This is a genomic window from Bradyrhizobium sp. Leo78, from assembly GCF_059512425.1.
In genome coordinates, this window is sequence record NZ_JCAMOT010000003.1 from 235,053 (window position 1) to 258,693 (window position 23,641).

At 62.4% G+C, this 23,641-nt stretch carries 23 protein-coding genes; 17 read left to right on the plus strand and 6 right to left on the minus strand.

The genetic code is table 11. From position 1 onward, the window contains the following. Nucleotides 1-8: 8 nt before the first annotated feature. The gene (locus AC5ZG1_RS05790) at nt 9-1,922 is read left to right on the plus strand and encodes a nitric oxide reductase activation protein NorD (RefSeq protein WP_496132233.1); all 1,914 of its coding nucleotides are present in this window, start codon (nt 9-11) and stop codon (nt 1,920-1,922) included. 234 nt (nt 1,923-2,156) lie between these two features. Here the strand turns inward: AC5ZG1_RS05790 and hemN are convergent, their stop codons facing one another. The 3 genes from hemN to nirK form a co-directional block, all read right to left on the minus strand. After that, nucleotides 2,157-3,509 (minus strand): oxygen-independent coproporphyrinogen III oxidase, encoded by a 1,353-nt coding sequence (gene hemN, locus AC5ZG1_RS05795; RefSeq protein WP_496132234.1) that lies wholly within the window; start codon nt 3,507-3,509, stop codon nt 2,157-2,159. A gap of 146 nt (nt 3,510-3,655) precedes the next feature. Continuing rightward, nucleotides 3,656-4,519 (minus strand): SUMF1/EgtB/PvdO family nonheme iron enzyme, encoded by an 864-nt coding sequence (locus tag AC5ZG1_RS05800; protein ID WP_496132235.1) that lies wholly within the window; start codon nt 4,517-4,519, stop codon nt 3,656-3,658. Nucleotides 4,520-4,584: 65 nt separating this feature from the next. Further along, nucleotides 4,585-5,706 carry a copper-containing nitrite reductase gene (gene nirK, locus AC5ZG1_RS05805; RefSeq protein WP_496132236.1) on the minus strand — a complete coding sequence of 374 codons (1,122 nt, stop codon included), beginning with the start codon at nt 5,704-5,706 and terminating at the stop codon, nt 4,585-4,587. Nucleotides 5,707-5,911: 205 nt separating this feature from the next. Between nirK and AC5ZG1_RS05810 the strand changes: the two genes are divergently transcribed. Beyond that, nucleotides 5,912-6,091 carry a DUF1858 domain-containing protein gene (locus tag AC5ZG1_RS05810; RefSeq protein WP_349645054.1) on the plus strand — a complete coding sequence of 60 codons (180 nt, stop codon included), beginning with the start codon at nt 5,912-5,914 and terminating at the stop codon, nt 6,089-6,091. 8 nt (nt 6,092-6,099) lie between these two features. Here the strand turns inward: AC5ZG1_RS05810 and AC5ZG1_RS05815 are convergent, their stop codons facing one another. Next, complete coding sequence (locus tag AC5ZG1_RS05815) at nt 6,100-6,822, minus strand: Crp/Fnr family transcriptional regulator (RefSeq protein WP_130224004.1); 723 nt, start codon at nt 6,820-6,822, stop codon at nt 6,100-6,102. A 188-nt stretch (nt 6,823-7,010) separates the two neighbouring features. Between AC5ZG1_RS05815 and AC5ZG1_RS05820 the strand changes: the two genes are divergently transcribed. After that, the gene (locus AC5ZG1_RS05820) at nt 7,011-7,466 is read left to right on the plus strand and encodes a pseudoazurin (RefSeq protein WP_130224006.1); all 456 of its coding nucleotides are present in this window, start codon (nt 7,011-7,013) and stop codon (nt 7,464-7,466) included. Nucleotides 7,467-7,665: 199 nt separating this feature from the next. On the opposite strand, the gene AC5ZG1_RS05825 is transcribed toward AC5ZG1_RS05820, so the two are convergent. After that, on the minus strand, nt 7,666-7,797 hold the full coding sequence (locus tag AC5ZG1_RS05825; RefSeq protein ID WP_283806988.1) for a hypothetical protein: 132 nt from the start codon (nt 7,795-7,797) through the stop codon (nt 7,666-7,668). A 253-nt stretch (nt 7,798-8,050) separates the two neighbouring features. On the opposite strand from AC5ZG1_RS05825, the gene AC5ZG1_RS05830 reads away from it, so the two are divergent. The 6 genes from AC5ZG1_RS05830 to AC5ZG1_RS05855 all read left to right on the plus strand — a co-directional run bounded on the left by AC5ZG1_RS05830 (nt 8,051) and on the right by AC5ZG1_RS05855 (nt 15,803). Further along, on the plus strand, nt 8,051-9,358 hold the full coding sequence (locus tag AC5ZG1_RS05830) for a hypothetical protein (RefSeq protein ID WP_496132237.1): 1,308 nt from the start codon (nt 8,051-8,053) through the stop codon (nt 9,356-9,358). 21 nt (nt 9,359-9,379) lie between these two features. After that, nucleotides 9,380-9,886 (plus strand): DUF2249 domain-containing protein, encoded by a 507-nt coding sequence (locus AC5ZG1_RS05835; RefSeq protein ID WP_130224010.1) that lies wholly within the window; start codon nt 9,380-9,382, stop codon nt 9,884-9,886. Beyond that, nucleotides 9,883-10,197, plus strand: coding sequence for a metal-sulfur cluster assembly factor (locus tag AC5ZG1_RS05840; RefSeq protein ID WP_028162241.1), 315 nt, complete (start codon nt 9,883-9,885; stop codon nt 10,195-10,197). Before AC5ZG1_RS05835 ends, AC5ZG1_RS05840 begins: the two co-directional genes overlap by 4 nt. Before the next feature lie 234 nt (nt 10,198-10,431). Beyond that, nucleotides 10,432-12,291, plus strand: a complete 1,860-nt coding sequence (locus tag AC5ZG1_RS05845) for a flagellar hook-basal body complex protein (protein ID WP_496132238.1) — start codon at nt 10,432-10,434, stop codon at nt 12,289-12,291. Nucleotides 12,292-12,334: 43 nt separating this feature from the next. Then, on the plus strand, nt 12,335-14,227 hold the full coding sequence (flgK, locus tag AC5ZG1_RS05850; RefSeq protein ID WP_496132239.1) for a flagellar hook-associated protein FlgK: 1,893 nt from the start codon (nt 12,335-12,337) through the stop codon (nt 14,225-14,227). A gap of 7 nt (nt 14,228-14,234) precedes the next feature. Next, the gene (locus tag AC5ZG1_RS05855; protein WP_496132240.1) at nt 14,235-15,803 is read left to right on the plus strand and encodes a flagellar biosynthesis protein FlgL; all 1,569 of its coding nucleotides are present in this window, start codon (nt 14,235-14,237) and stop codon (nt 15,801-15,803) included. On the opposite strand, the gene AC5ZG1_RS05860 is transcribed toward AC5ZG1_RS05855, so the two are convergent. Continuing rightward, nucleotides 15,800-16,573, minus strand: coding sequence for an IclR family transcriptional regulator (locus AC5ZG1_RS05860; RefSeq protein WP_130224018.1), 774 nt, complete (start codon nt 16,571-16,573; stop codon nt 15,800-15,802). The genes AC5ZG1_RS05855 and AC5ZG1_RS05860 overlap by 4 nt on opposite strands. 169 nt (nt 16,574-16,742) lie before the next feature. On the opposite strand from AC5ZG1_RS05860, the gene AC5ZG1_RS05865 reads away from it, so the two are divergent. The 8 genes from AC5ZG1_RS05865 (at nt 16,743) to AC5ZG1_RS05900 (ending at nt 23,634) form a co-directional block, all read left to right on the plus strand. Then, nucleotides 16,743-17,708, plus strand: a complete 966-nt coding sequence (locus AC5ZG1_RS05865) for a Bug family tripartite tricarboxylate transporter substrate binding protein (protein WP_496132241.1) — start codon at nt 16,743-16,745, stop codon at nt 17,706-17,708. Between the two features lie 37 nt (nt 17,709-17,745). Beyond that, a complete protein-coding gene (locus tag AC5ZG1_RS05870; RefSeq protein ID WP_496132242.1) occupies nt 17,746-18,363 on the plus strand; it encodes a flavin reductase family protein in 618 nt (205 codons plus the stop codon). Nucleotides 18,364-18,386: 23 nt separating this feature from the next. After that, entirely contained in the window at nt 18,387-19,709 is a 1,323-nt protein-coding gene (locus AC5ZG1_RS05875; RefSeq protein ID WP_130224024.1) for an MFS transporter, read from the plus strand. Between the two features lie 25 nt (nt 19,710-19,734). Then, nucleotides 19,735-20,595 (plus strand): fumarylacetoacetate hydrolase family protein, encoded by an 861-nt coding sequence (locus AC5ZG1_RS05880; RefSeq protein ID WP_463328302.1) that lies wholly within the window; start codon nt 19,735-19,737, stop codon nt 20,593-20,595. Nucleotides 20,596-20,599: 4 nt separating this feature from the next. Then, nucleotides 20,600-21,403 carry a 2-oxo-hept-4-ene-1,7-dioate hydratase gene (gene hpaH, locus AC5ZG1_RS05885; protein ID WP_496132243.1) on the plus strand — a complete coding sequence of 268 codons (804 nt, stop codon included), beginning with the start codon at nt 20,600-20,602 and terminating at the stop codon, nt 21,401-21,403. A 23-nt stretch (nt 21,404-21,426) separates the two neighbouring features. Then, entirely contained in the window at nt 21,427-21,819 is a 393-nt protein-coding gene (locus AC5ZG1_RS05890) for a RidA family protein (protein WP_130224030.1), read from the plus strand. A 10-nt stretch (nt 21,820-21,829) separates the two neighbouring features. After that, a complete protein-coding gene (locus AC5ZG1_RS05895) occupies nt 21,830-22,699 on the plus strand; it encodes an amidohydrolase family protein (protein WP_496132244.1) in 870 nt (289 codons plus the stop codon). A 269-nt stretch (nt 22,700-22,968) separates the two neighbouring features. After that, nucleotides 22,969-23,634, plus strand: coding sequence for an HAD family hydrolase (locus tag AC5ZG1_RS05900; RefSeq protein WP_496132245.1), 666 nt, complete (start codon nt 22,969-22,971; stop codon nt 23,632-23,634). Nucleotides 23,635-23,641: the final 7 nt, after the last annotated feature.

Below are 23,641 nucleotides of genomic sequence, written 5' to 3' on the forward strand. Positions count from 1 at the left end.
GAGCGCCGATGCTGGATTTTCTTGAGCTGGAGGAGACTGTCGGCCGTGCGTGGCATCGCCTGGTCGGCGCGACCGCGTCCTATCCGGTGCACGCCGATCACGCCGTCGCACTCTCCGAGATGCAGGGACAGATCGCCGTCATGTTCCGCGCGCTCGGCGGCGAGGCCGGCGTCGCTCTCGCCGGCGCGGGCGCCCGCAAATCCGGGCACCGGCTCGCCTGGAGGCAGCGAATTGGCCTCGGTGACGAATCCCTTGCCCATCCCGGACGGGACGCGGCGACCGTGTTTCTGCCCGAGCGCATCGCCCTGTTTCCGGATCGCGACCTGAACGCGGCGCTGTATCGTTGGCTCGCTGCCTGGTTTGCCACCGTGCCGCTGGAGGCGATAGACGAGAGCGATCCGCTGCGGCGCGATCTCCTCATCCTACGTCGCGCCCGTGCCACGGCCGCCGTGGTCGCCGCCCGTTTTCCGGGACTGGCCGGCTCCTACACACGACTTGCGGCGGCGGTGGCATCTGCCCGGCCGCAGCGGCCATTGCCTCGCGCGGAGCGCGAGGTCGAACAGATCGTGCTTGCGCTGCTGGGCGCCGCGGCGCCGCCACGAGGGGACCTGTGGTTTTCGCTGATCGGCGAGAACGCGTTGCCGGAACGCGCGCCGCCCGGATATCGCCCGGTGCTGCCGTGTCCGTTGTGGGGCGATTGCTGGACCCGCGACCTCGCCCAGATATCTCAAGATCAGGATGATGTCTCGCACGACGCCCAGGCGGACGCGCCGGACTCGCGAAAGCGCTTTGCGACCCGCGAGCGGGAGAACGGAGCCGACAAGAGGGATCCGTTCATCCTCAACCGGTTCGAGAAGATCCTGGCCATGGCGGAGATGGTGAACGTTGATCGCCCCTCCGACGACACCGAGGACGAGAACGCGCGCAAGGCGGCCGACGATCTGGAGGAGCTGTCGATCGGGCGGCGCAGCGGAAAGCCTGCGACGAAGTTGAAGTTCGATCTCGACCTGCCGCCGGAAGCGGTCGACCCCTCGCGGCTCGACGGCGAGCGGCTGTACCCGGAATGGGATTACCGCAGCCGCAGCTATATGCAGGACCACTGCCGCGTGTTGACGGCGCATGCGAGCCAGACCGGCGAAAGCTGGGTGGCCGACCAGGCCACGCGCCGCCGCATCCGCCAGGTGCGGCGCCAGTTCGAGGCACTGCGGCCCCGCCACGAGCTCGCGCGGGCACAGCCTGACGGGCACGACCTCGACATCGACGCGCTGGTCCGCGCGCGTTGCGATCTCCGTGCCGGTAGCGGCGCGCTCGATCGCGTTCACCTCGCGATGCGACCGCAAGGTCACGATCTGGCGGTGACGCTGTTCGTCGACGTATCGCTCTCGACCGACGCCTGGGTCGATGGGTACCGCGTCCTGGACGTGGAGAAGGAGGCGTTGCTTGTCCTGGCGCACGGATTGTCGGCCTGCGGCGATCACCACAGCATCCTGACCTTCACCTCGCGCCGTCGCTCCTGGGTGCGGCTCGAGACCGTCAAAGCGTTCGGAGAGCCGATGAGTGCGCAGGTCGAGCGGCGCATCGGGGCACTCAAGCCCGGATACTACACTCGCATCGGGGCGGCGGTGCGCCACGCCGCGTCCGAACTCGCAGCGCAGCCGCAGCGGAAGAAATTGCTGATCGTTCTCACCGACGGCAAGCCGAACGACGTCGACCACTATGAGGGGCGGTTCGCCATCGAAGACACCCGCAAGGCCGTCCAGGAAGCGCGCCGGCTCGGCGCCGCAGTCTTCGGCGTCACGATCGATGCGACCGCCCAGAGCTATTTTCCGACGCTGTTCGGGCGCTGCGGCTACGCAATCGTCGGCAACATCCGGCGCCTGCCAGCCGCCTTGCCGGCGCTCTACCGCCAGCTGACGCAATAGTTAGAGCGCGATGACCTTTGTTTGAATCGGGGTGACCCAGTGCTTACCTCTCCCCATCGGGGAGAGGTCGGATCGCATCGTGAGATGCGATCCGGGTGAGGGGGATGAACTCCATCGAGGAACCGTAACCCCTCACCCGGCGCTGCGCGCCGACCTCTCCCTATGGGAGAGGTGAAGCACTTCCGACGTGGCGCCAACGCGACCTGATCTCAACACGCTCTTGCCTTGGCAATTCTAAACCGCACGACTGTGTGTGGCCACGGATCGTGGAAGATGCGCGTCGAATGCCGAGGCGACGCTGCGGACCAGGAATTCGGCGCCATCATTGACCGCGAGGCGGTCACCGAACATCGTCACAGCGCCATCGGCGATGAGGCTCTCGATCCGCGACCGATCGACGATAGCTGACTGTGGATCGCGGCCGTGCAGCCGCGATACCTTGGGGAGGTCAACCGCAAGATCGCACATGATCCGTTCGATGATGTCGGCGCGGAAGCGGTCTTCCTCGGTGAAGGCGTAGCCCTTGACCGTGGCGAGCCGGTCCTCGACGATGCGCGCAAGATAGTCGCGCGTCGGCACGGCGTTCTGCACGAAACCTTGCGGCATGCGGCCGATGGCGCTGGCGCCGAGGCCAATGAGGGTGTCGGCCGAATCGTCGGTGTAGCCCTGGAAATTCCTCCGCAACCTGCCTTCTTGTCTCGCCACGGCAAGATTGTCTGTGGGAAGGGCGAAGTGATCGAGGCCGATGCGCATGTAGCCCGCATCGAGCAACGCCTGCGCGATCGTTTCGGACTGAAGATGCCGCTCGATGCTGTCAGGCAAGGACTCTTCGGCAATCTTGCGCTGGTGCTTCTTGAAGGAGGGAATGTGCGCGTAGCCGAACACGGAGAAGCGATCCGGACGTAGCTCGACACATTTTGCAACCGTGTCCAGGCACGAATCCACCGTCTGCAGCGGCAGGCCGTAGAGCAGGTCGAAATTGAGCCTGCTGATGCCGGCCCGGCGCAGCCGCTCGACGGACGCGGCGGTCTGCTCATAGCTCTGGTGCCGATTGATGGCGCGCTGCACGGCCGGATCGAAGCTTTGGACGCCAAGGCTCGCGCGGTTGACGCCGCAATAGCCCAGCGCCTCCGCCATCGGCTCGGTCAGCGTGCGCGGATCGATCTCGACGGCGATCTCGGCTTCCGGCAGCACGAAGAACGAATAGCGCAAAGCGCCGACGAGGTCCGCGAAGGTCTCCGGCGACATGATTGTCGGCGTGCCGCCACCGAAGTGGATATGGGAGAGCGGCAGCCTTTGCCCAATCGTCTCGGCGACAAGGAGTGCCTCCGTGCGCAGGCCCGACGCGTAGATAGCAATCGGCTCGTCACGCTTGCTTACGGATGTATGACATCCGCAGTACCAGCACATGGCTCGGCAGAACGGGACGTGGAGATAGAGTGACGCCGGCTGGCGAATGGGTATCGATTTGAGCCACTGCCGATAATCGACTTCGTCGATCGCAGGTGAAAAATGCGGGGCCGTCGGATAGCTGGTGTAGCGCGGCAGCCGGTCCTGCCCGTAGGATTGCGCCAAGTCGGATCGCATCTGCCTTCCTCCTTCGTCTCCGCATGATCTATCGGACCCGTGGTGGAATGACTTTGTTCTAGCTCAATCGCATATCAAGTTGAGAGGTAGCCCCGGTGAGGCTGCGCTCCCTCTTTCGCAAGGGGGAGAGGTGAAGAATCGGCCGCTCAGGTTCGCGGCAGCAGCGTCGCCACATTCCGGGAGATCGCAGCAGTGACCGAGCTGGAAGGCTCGACGACCAGCCTGAAGCCGAGATTGGTCGGCGGAATGCCGACGGCGCATCCGCCGGACTTGGGATCACGGATGAAGTCGGTCATGTAGGCGCGGTGGGCTCCCTCCACGACGCGGACCCCACAATTCGTGTTGGTGATCCGCTCGCCTCTGTCGTCGAGCGAGGCGCGAACGAAGCAGCTATCCGTCCACTCCCAAACATTGCCGGCCAGGTCGTCCAGTCCGTTGCTGTTCGTGCCGAACGTGCCCCCCGGCTGCGCGGCCTTTTCGGCGGGCTTGGAGCGGGCGGATTCGGCTTCATATCTGGCGATCCAGGCCTGCGCCGGATCCGCCGGGTCGACCAGCGGCAACGCTTCGTCGCGCGCCTTCTCGGCGGCCGCGAATGTCCACTCCTCGTCGGTCGGTAGACGATGGGTAATGCCGGTCCTGCGCGAAAGCCATGCGGCATAGGCCGAGGCGTCGTGCCAACTGACGCCGACGACGGGCACGTCCAGGGAGCCGTTGGGGACCGGCACCTTTGGACAGGCTCCGTCGTCGACGCAGCGCACGTACTCGGCGACCGTGACCTGCCGCTTCATGACGATGAGATCAGCAGGCAGGCGGAGTTTGCGCAGGGGTCCTTCGACCGGTCTGTCATCCCGCGAGAAATCGCCGGCAGCCCGATAGCTGAAGGAAGCGGGAGAGAGGCGTACGGTTCCGTTGTCATCTTGCGGAGGCGCGGGCGAGAACACGGTCGCCAGGATCGGCGCGGTCAGCGCGCCAGCGAGCATGGCCGTCTTCATTTTCATCAGGATGAGCATGATGTCGCCTCCGATTGGTGAAACGGCCCGCGGGTAGGGACCGCGGGCCGTTCCTTCAGCTCCACCTACCGGCTTAGGGTTACCGGGTCGGCGGCGCCGAGCTTGTCGGCCGGGATCGGGCCGGGAGGAGAGACCTGCTTCATGAGGTCATCGCTCCATTTGCCTTCCACCTTGATGTGCGCTGCGGCTCCGAGTTCGAAGGCCTCGATCAAGTTGTGGTTGAGGTAGGCGTACACGCCGGGCTGACGGAAGGTGTATATCGCGGCTGCCGCCGAACCGCCGCGCACCAGCCAGGTCTCGAGATCCTTCTCCGGCGGGTTGTTGAACTTGCCGGTCTCCCAGACATAGTCGCCGTGCCCGCCGATCAGGTGAGGACGGGTGTCGCGGTTGGCCTGCGAATGCACGATCATCACGGTCTCGCCGACCTTCGCAGTCAATGCATTCTTGCCGGTCAGCGCACCGACCCGTCCGTTGAAGACGACGTGCGTCGGGATCAGCTTGCGCATCACCTCCGTGGTATCAGCATAGGACTCGCCGACCGTATCGTAGGTCTTGTACTTGCCGTTCGCGTCCTTCGGTATGTAGAGGTCGTTTTCGCCGATGTAGAATATCTTGTCGTAGTGCAGCGGCTTGCCGTCACGGTCCTTCAATCCATCACGCGGCAGCACCATCACTGTGCCATGCATGCCGGAGACCACGTGCCATGGGACCATGCCCTCCGGAGCGCAGTGATAGACGAAGACGCCCGGACGGGTCACCTTCCAGCGCAGTACCGCCTGTTCGCCCGGATTGACCTTGGTCAGCGCGCCACCGCCCAACGCTCCGGTCGACGAGTGAAGGTCGATGTTGTGCGGCATGGAATTGGTTGCGGGATTGACCAGCGTCAGCTCCATGTAGTCGCCTTCGTGCACCACCATCATCGGGCCCGGCATCGAGCCATTGAAGGTCATCGCATGAAACTTGGTGCCGGCGTCGTCGACCACGACTTCCTTCTCCTGGACCGTAAGCTTGAACTCCACGATCTTCGGTCCGGCCTTGGTCGCCTGTTCGTGCGGATGTACGAAGGGCGGCGCGACCAGCTCTACTCGTTCGCGCGGCAGCTTGAGGTCGTCGGCAGCCAACGCCGGCGCGCTTATCATCAGCGCCGCGATCGCGGCTCCCATCAGGGCGGTCCTTCTCGTCAGCATGATGCACTCCATCGCTTAATTCGTCCTAATTCGATGCGTGCATCATGTGCGATCTGGTGGCCAGACACTTTGCTCTGGAACAAGGAGATGTCGATTTATTCGACGAAGCGATCTGCTTAAGAATTTGCGGACGATCAAAGATAATTGGAAGCAGACACGTTAAGGTAGCAGCATGAAATCGAATGCAGTACCTACCGCGGATATGATGGTCGACGACGTGATGCGTCGATGGCCGCTCGCGATAGGCGTCTTTCTCGACTTCAGGATGTTATGTGTCGGCTGTCCGATCGGCGCTTTCCACTCGATCGAAGAAGCATGCGGCGAACACGGCGTAGACACCGACGTCTTCGTATCGAAGCTTATGGATACGGCCCGAGCGGCTTAGATCATGATCTAAGGCGCGCGCTTGTTTGCCTGAACGGCTTCTTCACCTTCGGCGAGACTATGCAGCCGATGTGTGTCGCACAGAACGATGCGCTGCCTGCCACCCTCGACCAGGCCCTGCTGCTCCCACGCGCTGAGAATCCGGCTGACGGTATGCAGCGTCGTTCCGGTCATCTCGGCGACGTCCTGCCGGCTGATCGGGAAGTCGATCTCGACACCGGCATCGACTTTCTTGCCGGCCTGTTTGGCGAGGCGCAGCAGCGCATGGGCGACGCGCTGCTCGACCTGCTCGCTCGACATCTCCATGACGCGTGCCTGCGTATCTTGAAGACGGCTGCCCACAGTCTGAAGCGCGGTGCTGGCGAGGCTTGGATATTTGACGATCAGGCGGTGCCAGGAAGAGGAAGGCCAGGCGAGCGCGATGCTGTCCACGGCGGCGACGGCGGTTGCCGGATAGTGCGTCAGGTTCATGGCCTGTGCGACGCCGAAGAGCTCGCCGGCCGAGACGTAGCGGACCACAGACTGCTGCCCCTGCGATGTGGTCTTCTCGACGCGAAGATGTCCATGAAGCAAAACGAAGAAGCGATCCGCTTCCGCACCCTGGTCGAACACCGCGGCTCCCTTCGGGTATCGAATCGAGCGCGCCTCGCGCAGCAGTTCGTCCTGTTCGGTCGGCGTAAGCCCGGCGAACATCGGCAGGTTCGCGACCAGCGAGCGGTCGACTGCGGCCATGGATATCCTCGTTCCAATATGCCGCGGGGACTGTCCGCGGCCGATGCAAGCCTCAACGGCTCGTCAGGTTCTTAGTCCAGGATTCTACGACGAAGTTGAGCTGGCGCAACCTGGGCCGGGCGAGGCGGGGATATCTGACACGCGGGAGCCCGGTGGAGTTCGGGCGCAAGTTTCAGGAAATGGAAAGCATGAGACAGATTGCGATATTGGCGGGCGCTGCGGCGGTTCTAATCCTGGCCGGAAGCGCCCAGGCGGCGGACGTGGAAGTCAAGCTCCTGAACAGGGGGACCGAAGGTGTGATGGTATTCGAGCCGTCCTTCGTGAAGATCGCACCCGGCGACACCGTGAAGTTCCTGTCCACCGACAAGGGTCACAACGCCGAGTCCATCAAGGGCATGCTTCCTGACGGCGCAACGCCCTTCGTCGGCAAGAACGGCGAAGATATCGCCGTCAAGTTCGACAAGGAGGGTGTCTACGGCGTGAAATGTCTGCCTCACTACGGCATGGGCATGGTCGCCATGATCGTGGTCGGAACGCCCGGCAACGTCGATCAGGCCAAGGCGGTCCCACAGAGCGGCAAGGCAAAGCAGGTGTTTGCGACGCTCTTCGACAAACTCGAAGCCGGCAAGACCGCGTCCAAGTGACGGTTGACCGGCCCCAGCTTCGCTTCCGAGCCGGATGGACGAGTACCGCCTCGTCCATCCAAACGTCGTAACAGACGCCGGAGTCGCCGGCACGAGAAACGCAGCGCCAGGAACCCGTCCGTGCGTGCACGGTCGGGTTCAAGATCGCAATCCTCATTGCGAAAGGCCTCAGGCGCATTGATATAGCGCAAAGCCGGACCTACTGACGCACCTTCTCTTCGACCGGACAGCAGGCAGCCTTGCTCTCGGGGAAAATCAGGATCGACGTTCGGTCCTCGAGCTTCCGTAGAATATCGTCGGTGATGGCCTCGAAAAGTTTGCGTTCGATCACGCGATCTCTTCGGCTGCGTCGTCGCAATCTTTCGAAAATCCGCATCGCGTCCTCCGTTGATGACGCTTCCAATATTGCAGATCAGGGGCGTTGTGATCTTTGTCGGGGATCAAACACCTACGTGAAGGACACTGCAATTTGTGCTCCGACAAAGAGCCTGTGATCGCGGCGACCTACGGTTACCGCCATCAAGCGACGATGCAGAGAAAGTTCTGAGATCACTATGATCGGCGCCAGCATATCACGATGGACGATGAGCTACTTCGCGATGGCGATCGCCTGGCTGTTCGTCGCGCTGGCGCTGATGGTTGCGGGCGTCGGCTCTCCCGCGGCCGATCTTGCATCGCCGGACACGCTCGTCCTCGTGCACGTGGTCTGCATCGGATGGCTGAGCCTCGCAATGTGCGGCGCGCTGTTCCAGTTCGTGCCTGTGCTCGTGGCGAAGCCGCTGTTCTCGGAGAAGTGGGCTTTGCCTGCTCTGGGTCTTCTGACCGTCGGTCTTGCCTCGCTGCTCGCGGGCTTCCTGGCATTGGGTGGTCGGCTGCCGGCCTGGCTGTGGCTGCTTCCGCTCGGCGCAGTCCTGCTGGTCGCTGGATTCGGGCTGATCGTCGTCGATCTCGGGCTGACCGCATGGCTGCGGCCGGTGGGGCCGGCTCGCTTTGTCCTCGTTGGCTTGGCCTCGCTCTGTGTCACCGTCGTCTTCGGCGCGATGTTCGCGTTCGCGCTGGCGGGGTGGGCGGGATCGGCCGGGCAATCGATTCTGGCTGGCGGCGTGCCGCTGCACGCGATCGCCGGTCTTGGCGGCTGGCTGACGATGACGGCGATGGGCGTCAGTTACCGACTGTTGTCCATGTTCATGCTTTCGCCTGACGTCGACGACCGGAAAAGCGGCACGACGCTATTGGCCGGCGGGCTCGCGATCGCCGTCACGGTGGCCGGCGGTGTCCTCGCGGTCGAGCTCTTGGCCGGATTGGACGTGGTGCTATCGATTGCCGCCGTCCTCGGCCTCGCAGCTGCCGCTCTATACGGGCGCGATGTGTTCGCAATCTTCCGCACTCGCAAGCGGCGCCAGCTCGAGCTCAATACGCGGATGGCGACGCTGTCCTTCGCGAGCCTGGCGGGGACTGCGCTTCTGGGTGCAGCGCTTGTCGTGACCGGCGACTTTACCGCGCATGTCGGAGCGTTCGTCTTCCTCGCTGTCTTCGGCTGGCTGTCGGGCCTGGTCCTCGCCAAACTCTACAAGATCGTAGCTTTCCTGACCTGGCTCGAGACCTATGGTCCGGTGATGGGACGAACTCCGACTCCCCGCGTTCAGGACCTCGTCGCAGAGCGGAGGGCATCGAAGTGGTTCGTGATCTACTACGCGGCCGTCTGGATGGGAACGCTGATGCTGCTGGTCGACCAACCGTCGGGATTCCAAGCGGCTGCGATGGCGATGACGGCCGGAGTTATCGGCATCGTTCGCGAAGTGATCCGGACACGGCAGCTCGCTGATGTCGCGAACCCGCTGCGCTTTCCGGGCGGCGCCCGCGCGCCCCATCTGCTGTTTGCAAGGAACTAAAACGAAACGGAGGGAAGAAGCATGACCGAATACATCGACGTAGATGTCCGTCCGATCCTGCGCACCGGCGGCGAGCCGTTCTCGGTCATCATGGCCGCAATCGAACGCCTGGAGCCAGGGCAGGGGCTCCGCCTTTACGCCACGTTCAAGCCGATCCCGCTATTCGCCGTGATGGCAGAGAGAGGGTTCATGCATTCCGAGCGCGCGCTCGACGGCGGCGAATGGGAAGTTCTGTTCACGCCGGCGGAGGCGACGGAGAACACGGCCGCTCCGAGCGGAACGCCGAGCTTCGACAATTGGCCGGAGCCCGCCGTGAAGCTCGACAATCGCGATCTCGATCCTCCTGAGCCTATGGTCCGGATCCTTGCGGCCGCCGAGAAACTGGGTCCCGGCGAGACTCTTTCCGCGCTGCTGCGCCGCGAGCCCGTCTTTCTGTTCCCGCAGCTCGAGAAGCGTGGATATCGCTGGCTCGGCGGGTTCACGCCTGATGGCGCGACCTACGAACTGACGGTGAGGGCTCCGTCATGACAAGCGAACTCGCCAGCCGGATTCGGGACGCGCTGCGTGTCGTGATCGATCCCGAGCTCGGTCACAACATCGTCGATCTCGGCTTCGTCTATGACATCTCGGTCGTCGGAGACGCCGTCCGCATCACAATGACGGCGACCACCCCAGGATGCCCCGCGACCGGTTTCCTGCAAGAAGGCGTGACGAGCTGTGTCGCGGAGGTGCCGGGCGTCGGCTCGGTCGATGTCGAGATGACGTTCGATCCGCCGTGGACGCCAGAACGCATTGAGCCGGCCGTCCGCGACTCGCTCGGCTTCGCTACAGTCAATTGACCTCGGGAATACGACATCCCCGGCAAGGGACGTCGCATTCACGACACGCGAACAGGTCGGCAAAAGTTGCTCGGTCCGGCAATTTTGATCCGGCTTCGCCGGTATCTCGCAGATTTACCTATCTGACTTCATTGTGCTTTTTCGTTGGCAGGCGGCTTGCAACGATCGCAGCGGTTGCGGCCATGACACCCAAAACATCCCGGCGGCCGCCCGGATCCAATTGGAGATGATGTAATGGGTATCTTCGGCGCCCTGACCACGTCCGTCGCCGGACTGCGGGCAAACTCGTACGCGCTGGAAAACATTTCCGGTAACATTGCGAACTCGCAGACGACCGGCTTCAAGCGGATCGACACCAGCTTCCTTGATCTCATTCCCGACACTGGCACGAACGCACAGCTCGCCGGAAGCGTGGTTGCGAACTCGCGCAGCACCAACACGATTGCCGGCTCGGTTCAGTCGGCTTCGGTCTCCACCTACATGGCGATCAACGGCGACGGCTTCTTCGCCGTGCAAAAGCCGGGCAGCATGTCCGACAACCAGCCGATATTCGACGGCGTCAACCGGTACACAAGGCGCGGCGACTTTACGCTGGACCAAAACGGATACCTCGTTAACGGTGCAGGCTATTATCTCGAGGGCGTGAAGATTGATCCGACGACCGGAAATCCCGCCGGAAGTACGCCGGAAGTCCTGAGGTTCCAGAACGATTTCCTGCCGTCGCAAGCAACCACCAAGATCGACTATCGCGCCAATCTCGCCAGCACCCCGCTGACAGCCAAGCGCCAAGCGTCAGTGCCAGGCTCGGAATTGCTGAGGCCCGCCGATTTCATATCCAATCCACGAACCCTTGGAACGGCCGCGACGCCGTTTGCCAATACACCCGTGACCGGTAATGCGCGGAACAACCTCGAGACGATCGCGAAACCCATTTCCGCAGCAACGTCCCTCGTGAGTGCGGCGGGCACGGATTCGCTCACGGCGGGCTTTGCCAGCGGTGACACTCTGGTGCTGAAGACCACCACGGGCGGTGTCACGACAACCAACACGATCTCATTCTATACTGGAGCCGCGCCCGCGCCTGTCGCTGGCACGACCTTTGTCGATCTCTCCACCGCGACGGTTGGAAGCCTTTTAACCACAATTGACGGTCTCACAGGCAATGCTTCGCCATCACCGGCGTCCAGCGTGTCGAGCACCGGCGCAATCACCTTGAATACGGGTACGGCAAATGACTTCAGCCTGGCCGCAGGTTCATCCGCATCGGCTGTCGCAGCGTTTCAAGCGCTGGGCTTCTCGGGCACCGTTGTCGGGATGCGTGCGGGCGGCGGGACAGCCGGCACCGGCGTCGTCATTGGCAGCGACAAGCAAGCCTTTCTGGATGAGTCGATAAGCGGGGGCGCGAGGACCGTGTATGACGGCAACGGCGCTCCGGTGAACCTGCAGTTCCGATGGGCCAAGGTCGAATCGTCCACCATGGGTGGGACGGACACCTGGAACCTATTCTACCAGGTCAATTCCAACGCGACCGGAAACACCGTCGCCTGGCAGAACGTCGGAACGGACTTCAAGTTTGGTCCGAACGGGCAGATGCAGCCGGTGGTCAGTCAGATCACGCTGGCCGGGCTTACCGTGGATGGGACCAGCCTGGGTAACGTCACAATGGCATTTGGCACCGGCGGACTAACGTCGTTTGCGGATACCAATGGCAACGTGCAGGTGAACCAACTGCAGCAGGACGGTTACGCCGCGGGTCAACTGCAAAGCGTGTCGGTCAGCGACGAGGGACGTGTCGTCGGCACCTACTCGAACGGCCGCACCATCGATCTTGCGGAGGTCTCCATTGCCACCTTCAACGGCGCCAACTTCCTGAAGCGCGTCGACGGCGGCGCCTTTGAAGTGACCAACGAATCCGGCGACGCGCTCTATGGAAAAGGCGGGAGCATTTCGGGCTCGTCGCTTGAATCTTCGAACACGGATATCGCCGACGAATTCACGAAATTGATCGTGACGCAGCAGGCCTATTCCGCAAACACCAAGGTGATCACGACAACGAACACGATGGTCCAGGATCTCCTCAACGTGATGCGGTAATTGACACCGGGCTCGTACGTAACCGCTTGAGAGTAGTCTTGTCATGAGTCTGAATGACGCCCTCGCCATCGCCATGTCCGGCCTTCGCGCCAATCAGGCAGCGATTTCGCTGGTCTCGTCGAACGTCGCCAATGCGGAAACGCCCGGCTACGTTCGCAAGACGGTCGACCAGGTCACATCCTATGCCGGTGCGCATGGCAGCAACGTTGTCGTCGCCGGGATCAATCGTGAACTCGATCAATATGTGCAGGCGCAGTTGCGCACGGAAACGTCGGGCGCGTCGTACGCCTCGCTTCGCTCGAACGTTCTGCAGCAACTGCAAAGCCTCTATGGAGATCCGGGTTCAATCGGAACGCTGGAGAGCGCATTTAACAACCTCACGACAGCGCTGCAGGCGCTCAATACCAGCGCTGACAGCCAGTCGGCCCGAATAGGCGTTCTCAACGCGGCGTCGACGCTGACGCAACAACTGAACTCGATGACGCAAGGTATTCAAACCTTGCGCGGGACCGCAGAGACCGGCATCAAGGACTCGGTCACGACGGCGAACAATCTGCTCAAGCAGATAGCGTCAATCAACAACAAATTGATGGCTAATCCATCCGGCGGCACGTCTACCGATGCGTCGACCGCCGCATTGCTCGATCAACGCGATCAATATGTGAATCAGCTTTCAGAGCTGATGGACATCCGTGTCACGACCAATAGCGTCAACCAGGTCACAGTTTTTACTGGCTCCGGCATCCAGCTCGTGGGTAACGAAGCCGCGACCCTGTCGTTCAATGCTCAGGCCACCGTTGGTGCAAATACAACGTGGAGCAGCGATCCTAATCAGAGCCAGCTTGGCTCCGTCGTACTTGAGTTTCCGGGCAGCGGCGCATCGATCGATCTCACGGCTACCGGTGCGATCAAATCGGGCAAGATCGCGGCTTATACCGAGCTACGAGACAAGACGTTAGTCACGGCACAGAACCAGCTCGACCAGTTTGCTGCGTCGTTGTCGAGCGCGTTGTCCGATCAGACAACAATGGGCACGCCGATAACGGGCTCGCCAGTCCCGGCCGGAACGCCTTCGGGGTTTGCGCTCGATATCTCGGGCATGAAATCCGGCAACGTCATCCATCTCACTTACACTGATGCGGCGACCAATCAGCAGCGCGAAATCTCCTTCGTGCGCGTTGATGACCCCGGCGTGCTGCCGTTGTCGAACGATACGACCGCGAATCCGAATGATCAGGTGATCGGGATCGATTTCTCCGGATCGTTCTCGTCGGTGCTCGATCAGCTCAATGCTGCACTGGGCGGCAGCGTCACATTCAGCGGAACAAGCACATCGCTGAGCGTTCTGAGCAATCCCGCTTTCGCCCGGATCGATAGCGCTTCGGTTACGGTCACCAAGAACCCGAATGCGTTGAACGATGGCAGCCCGCAGATCGCCCTCTTCACTGACAGCGGGGCACCTTACAGCGGTGCGATCAGCGCGTCCGGATCTCAGATAACGGGTCTTGCCGGACGCCTGACGGTCAACAGCGCGCTCATCAACGATCCTGCCAAGCTCGTGACGTACGGGAGTTCGACGCCCGCAGGAGACACCACACGGCCCTCGTTCATCCTCAATCAGCTAAGCAACGCGAGTTACACGTTCGGTGCGCAGAGCGGGGTTGGTAGTGCGAGCGCACCGTTCAAGGGCACGCTGCTCAGCTTCATGCGGCAATTCACCAGTCAGCAGGGGGCGGACGCCGACGCGGCGAAGCAGCTTGCCGATGGTCAGAACGTCGTGCTCAGTACGCTCCAGCAGAAGATGTCGACGTCCTCGGGCGTGAACATGGATGAAGAGATGGCGCATCTCTTGTCGTTACAGAATGCTTATTCGGCAAACGCGCGCGTGATGTCGGCGGTCAACGACATGTACAAAACCCTGATGCAGGTATTGTGAGGCAGCAATGACGATATCCGGGGTTAGTCAACGCACATCCTACATCGGCTCGGGCATTCTCGATTTGCGCAGTCAGCTTGATACGCTGACGCAGCAACTCGCGTCCGGCAAGATCTCCAATACTTACGCGGGGCAGGGTAGTGGTCGCAGCCTTGCGATCGCGCTACGCGCGCAGATCACAGGGATAGGAGCCTATTCCGATACTGCGACCAATCTGAACACGCGCATTGGTGTCACTAACCTTTCACTGCAGCAGTTGGTGAAGATCGGGTCGGAAGTGAAGGGCGCCGCCGTCAGCGCAAGCTCGGATCTCGACGATGCGGGTCATACCTCGGGGCAGAAGACCGCATTGCTCGACTTCACCGATTCAGTCGACATGCTCAACGCGAAGTCAGGCGATCGCTATCTGTTTTCCGGCCGTGCTACGGATACCGCCCCTGTGGCATCGGCCGATGAGATCATGAACGGTCGTGGCGCGCAGGTCGCCGGACTGAAGCAGGTCATCGCCGAGCGAAAGATCGCTGATCTCGGTGTCAATCAGAACGGTCGCGTCGGCAGTGCCGTCGGTACGCCGGCAACTTCAGTTGTTCTCACCGAGGAGGATGCAACACCGGCGCCTCCGCAGCAGGCGCAGCCGTTCGGGATCAAGCTCACCGGCGTATCTACAAATATAACGGGCGCTACTGTCACCCAGCCCGTCGACCTGCCCGCGACTGTTCCGCCGGCGCCGCCGGCGACACCGGTGCAGAAGTCCATGTCGGTCGATCTTGGCGCGACCAATCCGAAGCCGGGTGACCAGGTCAAGTTCACCTTCACCATGCCTGATGGCACCAAGGAAGATATCGTCATGACGGCATCGAACACCACGCCGCTTGCCGCCAACAGCTTCCTGATTGGTGCCGATACCACCGCGACCGCGGCCAATCTGAACACGGCGCTCGGGACCTCGATGAAGAATCTGGCGAACGGTCCGATGGTGGCGGCGTCGGCGATGGAAGCCGGTGAGAACTTTTTCGATCAACCTCCGCTGCGCGTCGGGACGACGCCGCTTGCGTCGGCCACCACGCTTGTGGCCGGCACTCCCGACAACACCGTGATCTGGTACAACGGCGAACAGAATACTGCGGCGAACGGACCGGCGCGCGGATCGGCAGTAGCCCAGATCGATACATCCATCACGGTGCAGTATGGCGCCAGAGCCGACGAACCGGCATTGCGGTCGCAACTGCAGACGGTGGCAGTATTCGCGGCCGTAACCACGTCGGCGACGGACCCCTATGCCAATGCCCAGGTCACTGCGCTCAACCAGCGCGTCGCAAACAGTTTGGCGACGGTGCCGGGGACCCAGACGATTGAAAATATCCAGGCCGACTTCGCCGGCGCGCAGGGCTCGATCAAAGCGGCCACCGATCGGCAGGTTCAGACCAAGGCGATGGCGCAAACGATGCTGGATTCTATCGAAGGCATCAATGACGACGAAGTCGCGACCAAAATCCTGGCACTGCAGACTGCACTGCAGGCGTCTTATCAAACGACATCGATGCTTTACCAGATGAGTCTGGTCAAGTTCCTCTAAGGGAGAGACTCAATTTTCTTCTCGATCGCGAGTGCCGCCTCCAGCAAAATCTCGGCGACCTCTTGCTCTCGGCGCGGTCCGAGTCTCGTGCGAACGGCTGATACGGTGATCGCCGCGGCCGGCTGGCGATCGGGGGTCTTGATCCAGGTGGACAGCGATTTCGTTCCCTGCACCAGACCGGCCTCGCGCAGATTATAGCCTCTGCGCTTAGCCAAGGCGATTTGTGAAAGCACCGTCGCCACGCTGGTGCGATACCCGGCAAACCGCACTTCATTGGCAGTCACGATCTTGCGGGCGTCGGGCGTCGGCATCGCGGCAAGAATCGCAACACCTGCACTGCTGACGCCGAGCGGACGTCTGGCGCCGACTTCGATCGACAGCACCTGGATCGGATAGGAGCCGATCCTGCGATCGACGCACAGCGTATCATTGCCGGTACGTACCGTCAGGAATAACGTGTCGCCGACCCGCTGCGAGGTTCGCGCCAGGATATCGTCCGCCGCGGCAAGCAGGGGTGAACGCGAGGGGCGCGCCAGCGCCAATTCCGGCACCTGTCCGCCGATCGCATAGCGGCCGGTCTTCTCGTGCCGTTCGACGATGCCTTCCTCGATCAGCACGTGAACGATCCGGTGCACCGTCGGCCGCGTCAGCCCGGTCGCCTGCACCACTTCGGTAAGCGGTACTCCGCTCTCCCTGCCAGCGGCGAGGATGCGCAGCACCATCAGCGCTCGCCGGATCGCCTGGGCACCTTGCCTCGGTTCCGTGGTCATGGCTTGCTGTCCATAATGTGGACAGAATTGGAGCAAAGCCGTCGACAAGTAAAGCCCGCTCGCCGAATGATCTCGCATCGCATCGAGGCGTCGGCTAGACGATCCCGATCGGACACTCAACAAGAACAGGGTGGAGACCTCATCCGCCGCGGCTTTGGGAGGATGTCACATGAGGTTTCTCGCTGTTGCGGTCGCTGCCATTGCGGCGATAGTCGCTGGACCGGTCGCAGCCCAGACATGGCCGGAGCGCAATGTCCGCCTGATCGTGCCATATCCCGCCGGCGGCAATGTCGACAGCGCTGCCCGCATCGTAGCTGACAAGCTGCAGCAACGGCTCGGGCAGGCATTCATCGTGGAGAACAAGTCCGGCGCCGGTGGCCTGATCGCGGGCGAGGCGTTCGCGAAATCGGCGAAGGATGGATACACGCTGTTCATTGGCGCCAACGGCCCGGTGCTGTTCGCCCCCGAGATCAACAAGCGCGAGGCCTATGTCTGGAAACGGGATTTCCTCCCGATCACGACCATCTCGATGACGCCCTTGGTGCTCGAGGTTCATCCCTCCGTTCAGGCAAAGACGTTGAAGGAGTTTCTTGACCTGGCGCGCCGCGAGCCGGGCAAGCTCACGATGGCGTCCCCGGGAGCGGGGACGACCAATCATTTGCTCAGCGAACTGGCGCAATCGGAGCTCGGCCTGCAATGGGTCACAGTGCATTACCGTGGCAACGCGCCGGCGACCAATGACTTGATCGGCGGGCAGGTGCAGTTTGCGTTCGACCAGGTTTCCGTCGCGCTGCCCTTCGTCAAGAGCGGCGCGGTCCGTGTGCTTGCAGTCACCAGCGCGCATCGCCTCGCCTCGATGCCCGACGTGCCGACCTTCGCCGAACTCGGCTACAAGGATTTCGATGCGCAGACCTTCACCGGCCTGTTCGCGCCGGCCGGTACGCCTGACGCGATCGTAACGAAGCTGCACGACTCCATGGCGGAGATCCTGAAGGATCCCGCGGTCGTCGAGAAATTCGACAAGCTCGGCGCCGAGGCCGTCGCGATGTCACCTGTGGAGTTCACGGCCTATTTGACACGCGAAGACGCCAAGTGGATTCCCATCGTCCGCAAGGCGAACATCCGGGCCGATTGAGGCCGGCGCGCATACGCCAGTCAAGCTTCGAGGCAGCATGCAGATTGACCCCTCAGAACTCGGCGCGGAACGCATCTACCGGCTGATGACCGGCATCGTCGTGCCGCGGCCGATCGCCTGGGTGACCAGCATGTCGCGCAAAGGTGTGCTCAATCTCGCCCCCTTCAGCGCCTTCACCTTTGTCTCGCAGAAGCCGCCGATGCTCGCCATCAGCATCGGCCGCAAGGCCGGCGTCTACAAGGACACCGCGCATAATATTCTCGATACCGAAGAATACGTCATTCACATCGCCGACACGCCGCTGATGACGGCGTTGCATGAGAGTTCGGTCGAGCATCCGCCCGAGGTGAGCGAAGTCGAATTGCTCAAGCTCGAGACCGTGCCGAGCGAACGCATCAAGGTGCCGCGGCTCGCCGCGCCGCCGGTCGCCATGGAATGCCGGTTTCGCCAATGTCTCGAATTCGGCGAGGCTCGCAGCCGGCTGATTGTCGGCGAGGTCCTGATGTTCCATCTCCGGGATGGGCTCGTGAACAACGGCAAGGTGGAAACCGAGGCGCTTGATCCGATCGCGCGTATCGCAGGCCCACGTTATGCCCGGCTCGGAGAGATCGTCACCCTGCGCGCCGTGTTCCAGGCACCGAAGTCGACCGATTGAGATCGTATACCAGTAAGACAGATATGACCGAACAATCCTCGCTTTCCGCAATCGGCAGCTACACGACCGGCGAGCGCGCCGCGATCATCTTCTCCTGCATGCTGGGCTTTGCGCTCGATCTCTACGACGTGCTCATCATGCCGTTCCTGATGAGCTCGATACAGTCGTCGCTAGGCATTTCGCTGACCCAGGTCGCGAGCGTGACGAGCCTGACCTTGATCGGGTCGGTGATCGGCGGCGCGCTATTCGGCTGGCTCGGCGACCGCATTGGCCGCAAGCAGGCACTGCAGCTCACGCTCGGCGTGTTCGCCGCCGGGTCGATCGCATCGGCGTTCGCCTGGGACTATTGGAGCCTGGCATTGCTCCGCTTCATCACCGGCATCGGGCTCGGCGGCGAATGGGGCGCCGGCATGGTGCTGTTCAATGAGGCCTGGAACAAGGATCGGCGCGGTATCGGCAGCGCCTTCATCCAGGGCAGCGCGGTCGTCGCGAGCGCCGGCGCCTCGATCATCGGGGTCTGGGCCACCACGTCGTTCAGCGTGGAATGGGGATGGCGCATTGCGCTCCTGACCGGTGGCTCGCCGATCCTGCTGATGATCTTCATCCGCTTCTTCATGCCGGAATCCAAGGCGTGGCTGCAGTTCGATCGCGCGCGCAAGAGCGGCTTGGTCGAGCGCAAGGTCAAGACCACCAATACGATGCTGCTGATGTTCCAGGGCCGGTTGCTGCCGATCTCGCTGATGTGCCTGGCGTGGATGATGGCCTACATGTTCTGCTACTACGGGATCGTCGTCTTCATGCCGACACTGATGCAGAAGTCGCTCGGTGCGCCGCCTGAAGTCGTGCGCAACATCTCGGTGATCGCCTCCGTCGTCGGCGGCTGCTCGTATATCAGCATGGGCCTGCTCAACGACGCCTTCGGCCGGCGGTTCGGCGCGCTGTTGCCGGGTCTTGCGTGGGGCGCGATGGCCTGCGGCCTCTATGTCTTTGCGCATGACAGGTTCGCCGGCAGTCTGTTTGGCTTCCCGATGTTCTGGGTTTACATCGCCTTCGTGATCGGCAACTCGGCGCTCGGCGTGGTCGGCACCTGGCTGTCGGAAATCTATCCGATCGAAGTGCGCTCGACCGCGGTATCCTTCATCTACATGGCGGGCCGCGGCATCGGCAGCTTTGCGCCGATCGTCGTTCCGCTGGCGGCCGGTTGGTTCGGTGGCCAGCTTGCGCTCGGCATGATGATCGTCGTGCCCGCCATCATCATCTTCCTGGCGATGACCCTGTCCCTGCCCGAGACGCGCGGGCGCGAACTGGCGGCCGCCGGTGCCCAGCGTAGCGGCCAGACTGCGTGAAACTCTCGCCGAAGGAAAGCATGCGATGCGACTATTGAGCTATCTCGTGAATGGCCAGCCACATTATGGTGTGGCTGATGACAATGGGGTCGTCGATCTGACGGTACGGATCGGCGCAGAATTTCCCGATCTGAAGACGCTGATCGCACGCGATGGCCTTTCGTCGGCCCGGCAGGCTTCGGCCGGCCAGCGTCCCGATCATGCGCTGGACGAATTGACGCTGCTGCCGCCAGTATTGGCGCCGGAAAAGTTCTGGTGCATTGGCGTGAACTACAAGGACCGCAACGCCGAATACAAGGACAACTCGGACCTGCCGAAATATCCGAGCCTGTTCGTACGCAATTCCTCGTCGGTGGTCGGATCGGGGCAGGGGATCGAGAAGCCGAAAGTCTCCGACCAGCTCGACTATGAGGGCGAACTGGTCATCGTGATCGGCAAGCAGGGTCGGCACATCGCGCGCGAAGATGCCTTCTCGCATATCTTCGGCATGACGCTGTGCAACGAGGGCAGTGTGCGAGACTGGCTGCATCATGGCAAGTTCAACGTCACGCAGGGCAAGAATTTCGATCGCTCCGGCAGCATCGGCCCCTGGATTGTGACGTCGGATGAATGCGATCCGCGAGGACCGCACGACATTATCACCCGCGTCAATGGCGAGGTCAGGCAGCAGGACAGTACCGAGCGGCTGATGTTCCCGTTCGATTTCCTGATCGCCTATCTCTCCACATTTGCGACCCTGAAGCCCGGCGACATGATCGCGACCGGTACGCCGACCGGCGCCGGCGCCCGGTTCGATCCGCCGCGTTGGCTCAAACCCGGTGATGTGGTCGAGGTGGAGTCGTCGCGGATCGGCGTGCTGCGCAACGCGGTGGTTGCGGAGCAATAGCGCCATGCTCGATCCCTCCATCATCCGGCACCTCGCAGAGCGGCTTGACGAGGCCGAACGGACCAAGACACTCATCACCATGTTCACGCGCGAGCATTCCGATCTCACGATCGAGGATGCCTATGCGATCCAGCGCGCCTGGACGCGTCTGCAGCTCGATCGTGGCCGCGTCATCAAGGGCCACAAGATCGGCCTGACCTCGAAAGCGATGCAGAACGCGGTCGGCATCGCCGAGCCCGATTATGGCGTTCTGTTCGCCGACATGTTCTATCCGGATGCGAGCGCGATCCCGTTCGATCGCTTCCATGCGCCGCGGATCGAGGTCGAGCTTGCCTTCGTGCTGAAGGCGCCGCTGCGTGGCCCGGACTGCTCCATCTTCGACGTACTCAACGCCACCGATTACGTGACGCCCGCGCTCGAAATCCTCGAGACCCGCATGCATCGCGTCGATCCCGAGACCGGCCAGACCCGTAAGGTCATGGACACGATTTCGGACAATGCCGCCAATGCCGCTCTCGTGCTCGGCGGCCGTCCGTTCCGGCCGCTCGAGGCGGATCTACGCTGGATCGGCGCGCTGCTGTTCCGCAATGGACAGGTCGAGGAGACCGGGCTTGCCGCCGGCGTGCTCAACCATCCGGCCAACGGCGTCGCCTGGCTCGCCAATCGCCTGGCGCCGCATGACGAGCAACTGGCCGCAGGTGAGGTCGTGCTCGCCGGATCGTTTACGCGACCGGTCGATATCCGCCGCGGCGATACCTTCCACGCCGACTACGGACCGTTCGGCTCGGTGTCCTGTCAATTTACCTGAACCAGACCAGCAGAGGGAAAGCGATGACCGGCCAAGCACGGCGCAGAAGCATCCACATCGGCGGATTCAAACACGCCAATCCGATCCCGAACGCCTCTCGCATCGGCAATCTCGTGATGTCCGGCGTCATCCTCGGCCGCGATCCCGCGACCGGAGCGATGCCGGAGAGCCTGGAAGCGCAATGCGCCAACATGTTCGCGCATATGAAGGCGACCGTCGAGGCTGCCGGTGGCAGCACCGACGACATCATCAAGATGACGGTCTGGCTCAAGGACCGTTCGCAGCGCGGGCCTGTCAATGCCGAGTGGCTGAAGATGTTTCCCGACGAACACTCACGCCCGGCGCGTCATGCGCTGCCGATGGACATGGAAGGCGGCGCGCTGGTGCAGTGCGATTTCACCGCCGTGATTGACTAAGGAGTTTGCCGTGCCGACCTACTTGCCCTTCGATCCAAATCCGCGCCGGCCTTCGAAACTGCCGCCGCCAAAGACTGTCGACAGCCAGTTTCACGTGCTGGGGCCGCTGGAGAAATATCCGGTACGTCCGGGCGCTGCCTATCAGATGCCGACCGCAACCTGGGAGGCGGCGCTGCGGATGCACAAGGCGCTCGGGATCGAGCGCGGCGTGATCGTGCAGACCACGACCTATGGCGCGGACCACACAGTCGTGCTCGACGGTCTCGCGGCAATGGGCCCGAACTATCGCGGCTGCGCCAACGCGCTGGTGTTTGCCGAAGCCGATGATGCCTACCTCGCCAAGCTGCATGAGGCAGGGGTCCGCGGCGCGCGCTTCAGTTTCCGGCAGGAACTAGGGGCCATGCTGTCGGACAAGGATTTTGCGCGGGCGATCGCGCGCATCCGCGAGCTCGGCTGGTACGTCAAGATCCAGCCGGAGAAGGACGGCATCATCTCCAGCGTCGAGAAGTACCAATCCCTCGACGTGCCGGTGTTGATCGATCACATGGCGCGTCCCGACCCGACCCGCGGCAAGAACGATCCGAATCTGCAGAAGATGCTTGAGCTGCTGTCGAAGGGCAATTTCTGGGTCATGCTGTCGCTCGGGGAGAAGACCTCGAAGGCCGGTCCGCTCTGGGAAGATGTCATCCCCATCGCGCGCACCTATATCGAAGCCGCGCCGGACCGCTGCGTCTGGGCCACCGACTGGCCGCATCCGGTTTCGGTTGTGCAGCCGCCCAACGACGCCGATCTGCTCGAACTCATGTACAAGTATGCGCCTGAGGAGACGATCTTGGAAAAGATCCTTGTTCACAATCCGGCAAAACTATTCGGATTCTAGAGCTCGGCCTCGGGACGTCCTGCTTGCGGTCTGCCGCGCGTAGTTGCGCCCGCCGATCTGGCGGTCGCCGCGCTCCTGGCGTTGTGCTTCACGGTCAACGGCGCGGTAAGCGAGTCACGTGCGCTTTGGGGTAACAGGGCAAGTCGAGCAGGGTTTGCGAAAAGGATCCGGCTGCTTGAACTCTATCCCGGAGCGGACACATTGCTGCGCCGCCTCAGGTGGGTCGGTGGGCTATTGCTCAACTGATGAGCATATGATCCTATTATGGGATGGAACCCAGCCGACTAAAGCCTGATCTGGTCATCTTCGACTGCGACGGCGTCCTCGTGGACAGTGAGATATTGAGCTGTCAGTGCCTGTCAGAGGTGCTTGGCGAATTCGGCATCGAGCTCAGCAGGGACGATGCCCTCGAACTGTTTCTTGGCCGCAGCACGACGGCCATCCTGCAACACTACCAGGCGGACCAACGCCTCGTTCCCGAGAACTTTCTGGTCGCGTTGAAGGCGCGGGTGCTCCAACGGTTCAGGCGTTCGCTGCGACCTGTCCTTGGAGTGGGGTCATTGATCTCCAGCCTGCAAATGCCGTTTTGTGTTGCATCGTCCAGCGATCTCGACCGGGTATCGCTTTCGCTGGTATTGACCGGTCTGGCGCCGCATTTCGGCGACAGGGTGTACACGGCGCAGATGGTGGCGCGCGGCAAGCCGGCCCCCGACCTTTTTCTCTATGCAGCTGCGCAGATGCGCGCCGCGCCGCAGCACACGCTTGTCATCGAAGACAGTGTCAGCGGCGTGACCGCAGCAAAGGCCGCCGGCATGACCGTATGGGGCTTTATCGGTGGCAGTCACTACCAGTCTGGCGATCGGCATAGCAAGCTGCGCGATGCCGGCGCAGATCGTGTCTTTGACCGGATGGCGGACTTCTGGGACGAAAGATAGCGGGCTT

Excerpts from the sequence above, each read along its gene's own strand:
- AC5ZG1_RS05835 (WP_130224010.1), top strand. The coding sequence starts at position 9,380 with ATGACCGAATACATCGACGTAGATGTCCGTCCGATCCTGCGCACCGGC.
- hpaH (WP_496132243.1), top strand. The coding sequence starts at position 20,600 with ATGCTCGATCCCTCCATCATCCGGCACCTCGCAGAGCGGCTTGACGAG.
- hemN (WP_496132234.1), bottom strand. The coding sequence starts at position 3,509 with ATGCGATCCGACTTGGCGCAATCCTACGGGCAGGACCGGCTGCCGCGC.
- AC5ZG1_RS05790 (WP_496132233.1), top strand. The coding sequence starts at position 9 with ATGCTGGATTTTCTTGAGCTGGAGGAGACTGTCGGCCGTGCGTGGCAT.
- AC5ZG1_RS05880 (WP_463328302.1), top strand. The coding sequence starts at position 19,735 with ATGCGACTATTGAGCTATCTCGTGAATGGCCAGCCACATTATGGTGTG.
- AC5ZG1_RS05860 (WP_130224018.1), bottom strand. The coding sequence starts at position 16,573 with ATGACCACGGAACCGAGGCAAGGTGCCCAGGCGATCCGGCGAGCGCTG.
- AC5ZG1_RS05830 (WP_496132237.1), top strand. The coding sequence starts at position 8,051 with ATGAGCTACTTCGCGATGGCGATCGCCTGGCTGTTCGTCGCGCTGGCG.
- AC5ZG1_RS05845 (WP_496132238.1), top strand. The coding sequence starts at position 10,432 with ATGGGTATCTTCGGCGCCCTGACCACGTCCGTCGCCGGACTGCGGGCA.
- AC5ZG1_RS05815 (WP_130224004.1), bottom strand. The coding sequence starts at position 6,822 with ATGGCCGCAGTCGACCGCTCGCTGGTCGCGAACCTGCCGATGTTCGCC.
- AC5ZG1_RS05855 (WP_496132240.1), top strand. The coding sequence starts at position 14,235 with ATGACGATATCCGGGGTTAGTCAACGCACATCCTACATCGGCTCGGGC.
- nirK (WP_496132236.1), bottom strand. The coding sequence starts at position 5,706 with ATGCTGACGAGAAGGACCGCCCTGATGGGAGCCGCGATCGCGGCGCTG.
- AC5ZG1_RS05820 (WP_130224006.1), top strand. The coding sequence starts at position 7,011 with ATGAGACAGATTGCGATATTGGCGGGCGCTGCGGCGGTTCTAATCCTG.
- AC5ZG1_RS05870 (WP_496132242.1), top strand. The coding sequence starts at position 17,746 with ATGCAGATTGACCCCTCAGAACTCGGCGCGGAACGCATCTACCGGCTG.
- AC5ZG1_RS05900 (WP_496132245.1), top strand. The coding sequence starts at position 22,969 with ATGGAACCCAGCCGACTAAAGCCTGATCTGGTCATCTTCGACTGCGAC.
- flgK (WP_496132239.1), top strand. The coding sequence starts at position 12,335 with ATGAGTCTGAATGACGCCCTCGCCATCGCCATGTCCGGCCTTCGCGCC.
- AC5ZG1_RS05800 (WP_496132235.1), bottom strand. The coding sequence starts at position 4,519 with ATGCTCATCCTGATGAAAATGAAGACGGCCATGCTCGCTGGCGCGCTG.
- AC5ZG1_RS05875 (WP_130224024.1), top strand. The coding sequence starts at position 18,387 with ATGACCGAACAATCCTCGCTTTCCGCAATCGGCAGCTACACGACCGGC.
- AC5ZG1_RS05840 (WP_028162241.1), top strand. The coding sequence starts at position 9,883 with ATGACAAGCGAACTCGCCAGCCGGATTCGGGACGCGCTGCGTGTCGTG.
- AC5ZG1_RS05810 (WP_349645054.1), top strand. The coding sequence starts at position 5,912 with ATGGTCGACGACGTGATGCGTCGATGGCCGCTCGCGATAGGCGTCTTT.
- AC5ZG1_RS05890 (WP_130224030.1), top strand. The coding sequence starts at position 21,427 with ATGACCGGCCAAGCACGGCGCAGAAGCATCCACATCGGCGGATTCAAA.
- AC5ZG1_RS05865 (WP_496132241.1), top strand. The coding sequence starts at position 16,743 with ATGAGGTTTCTCGCTGTTGCGGTCGCTGCCATTGCGGCGATAGTCGCT.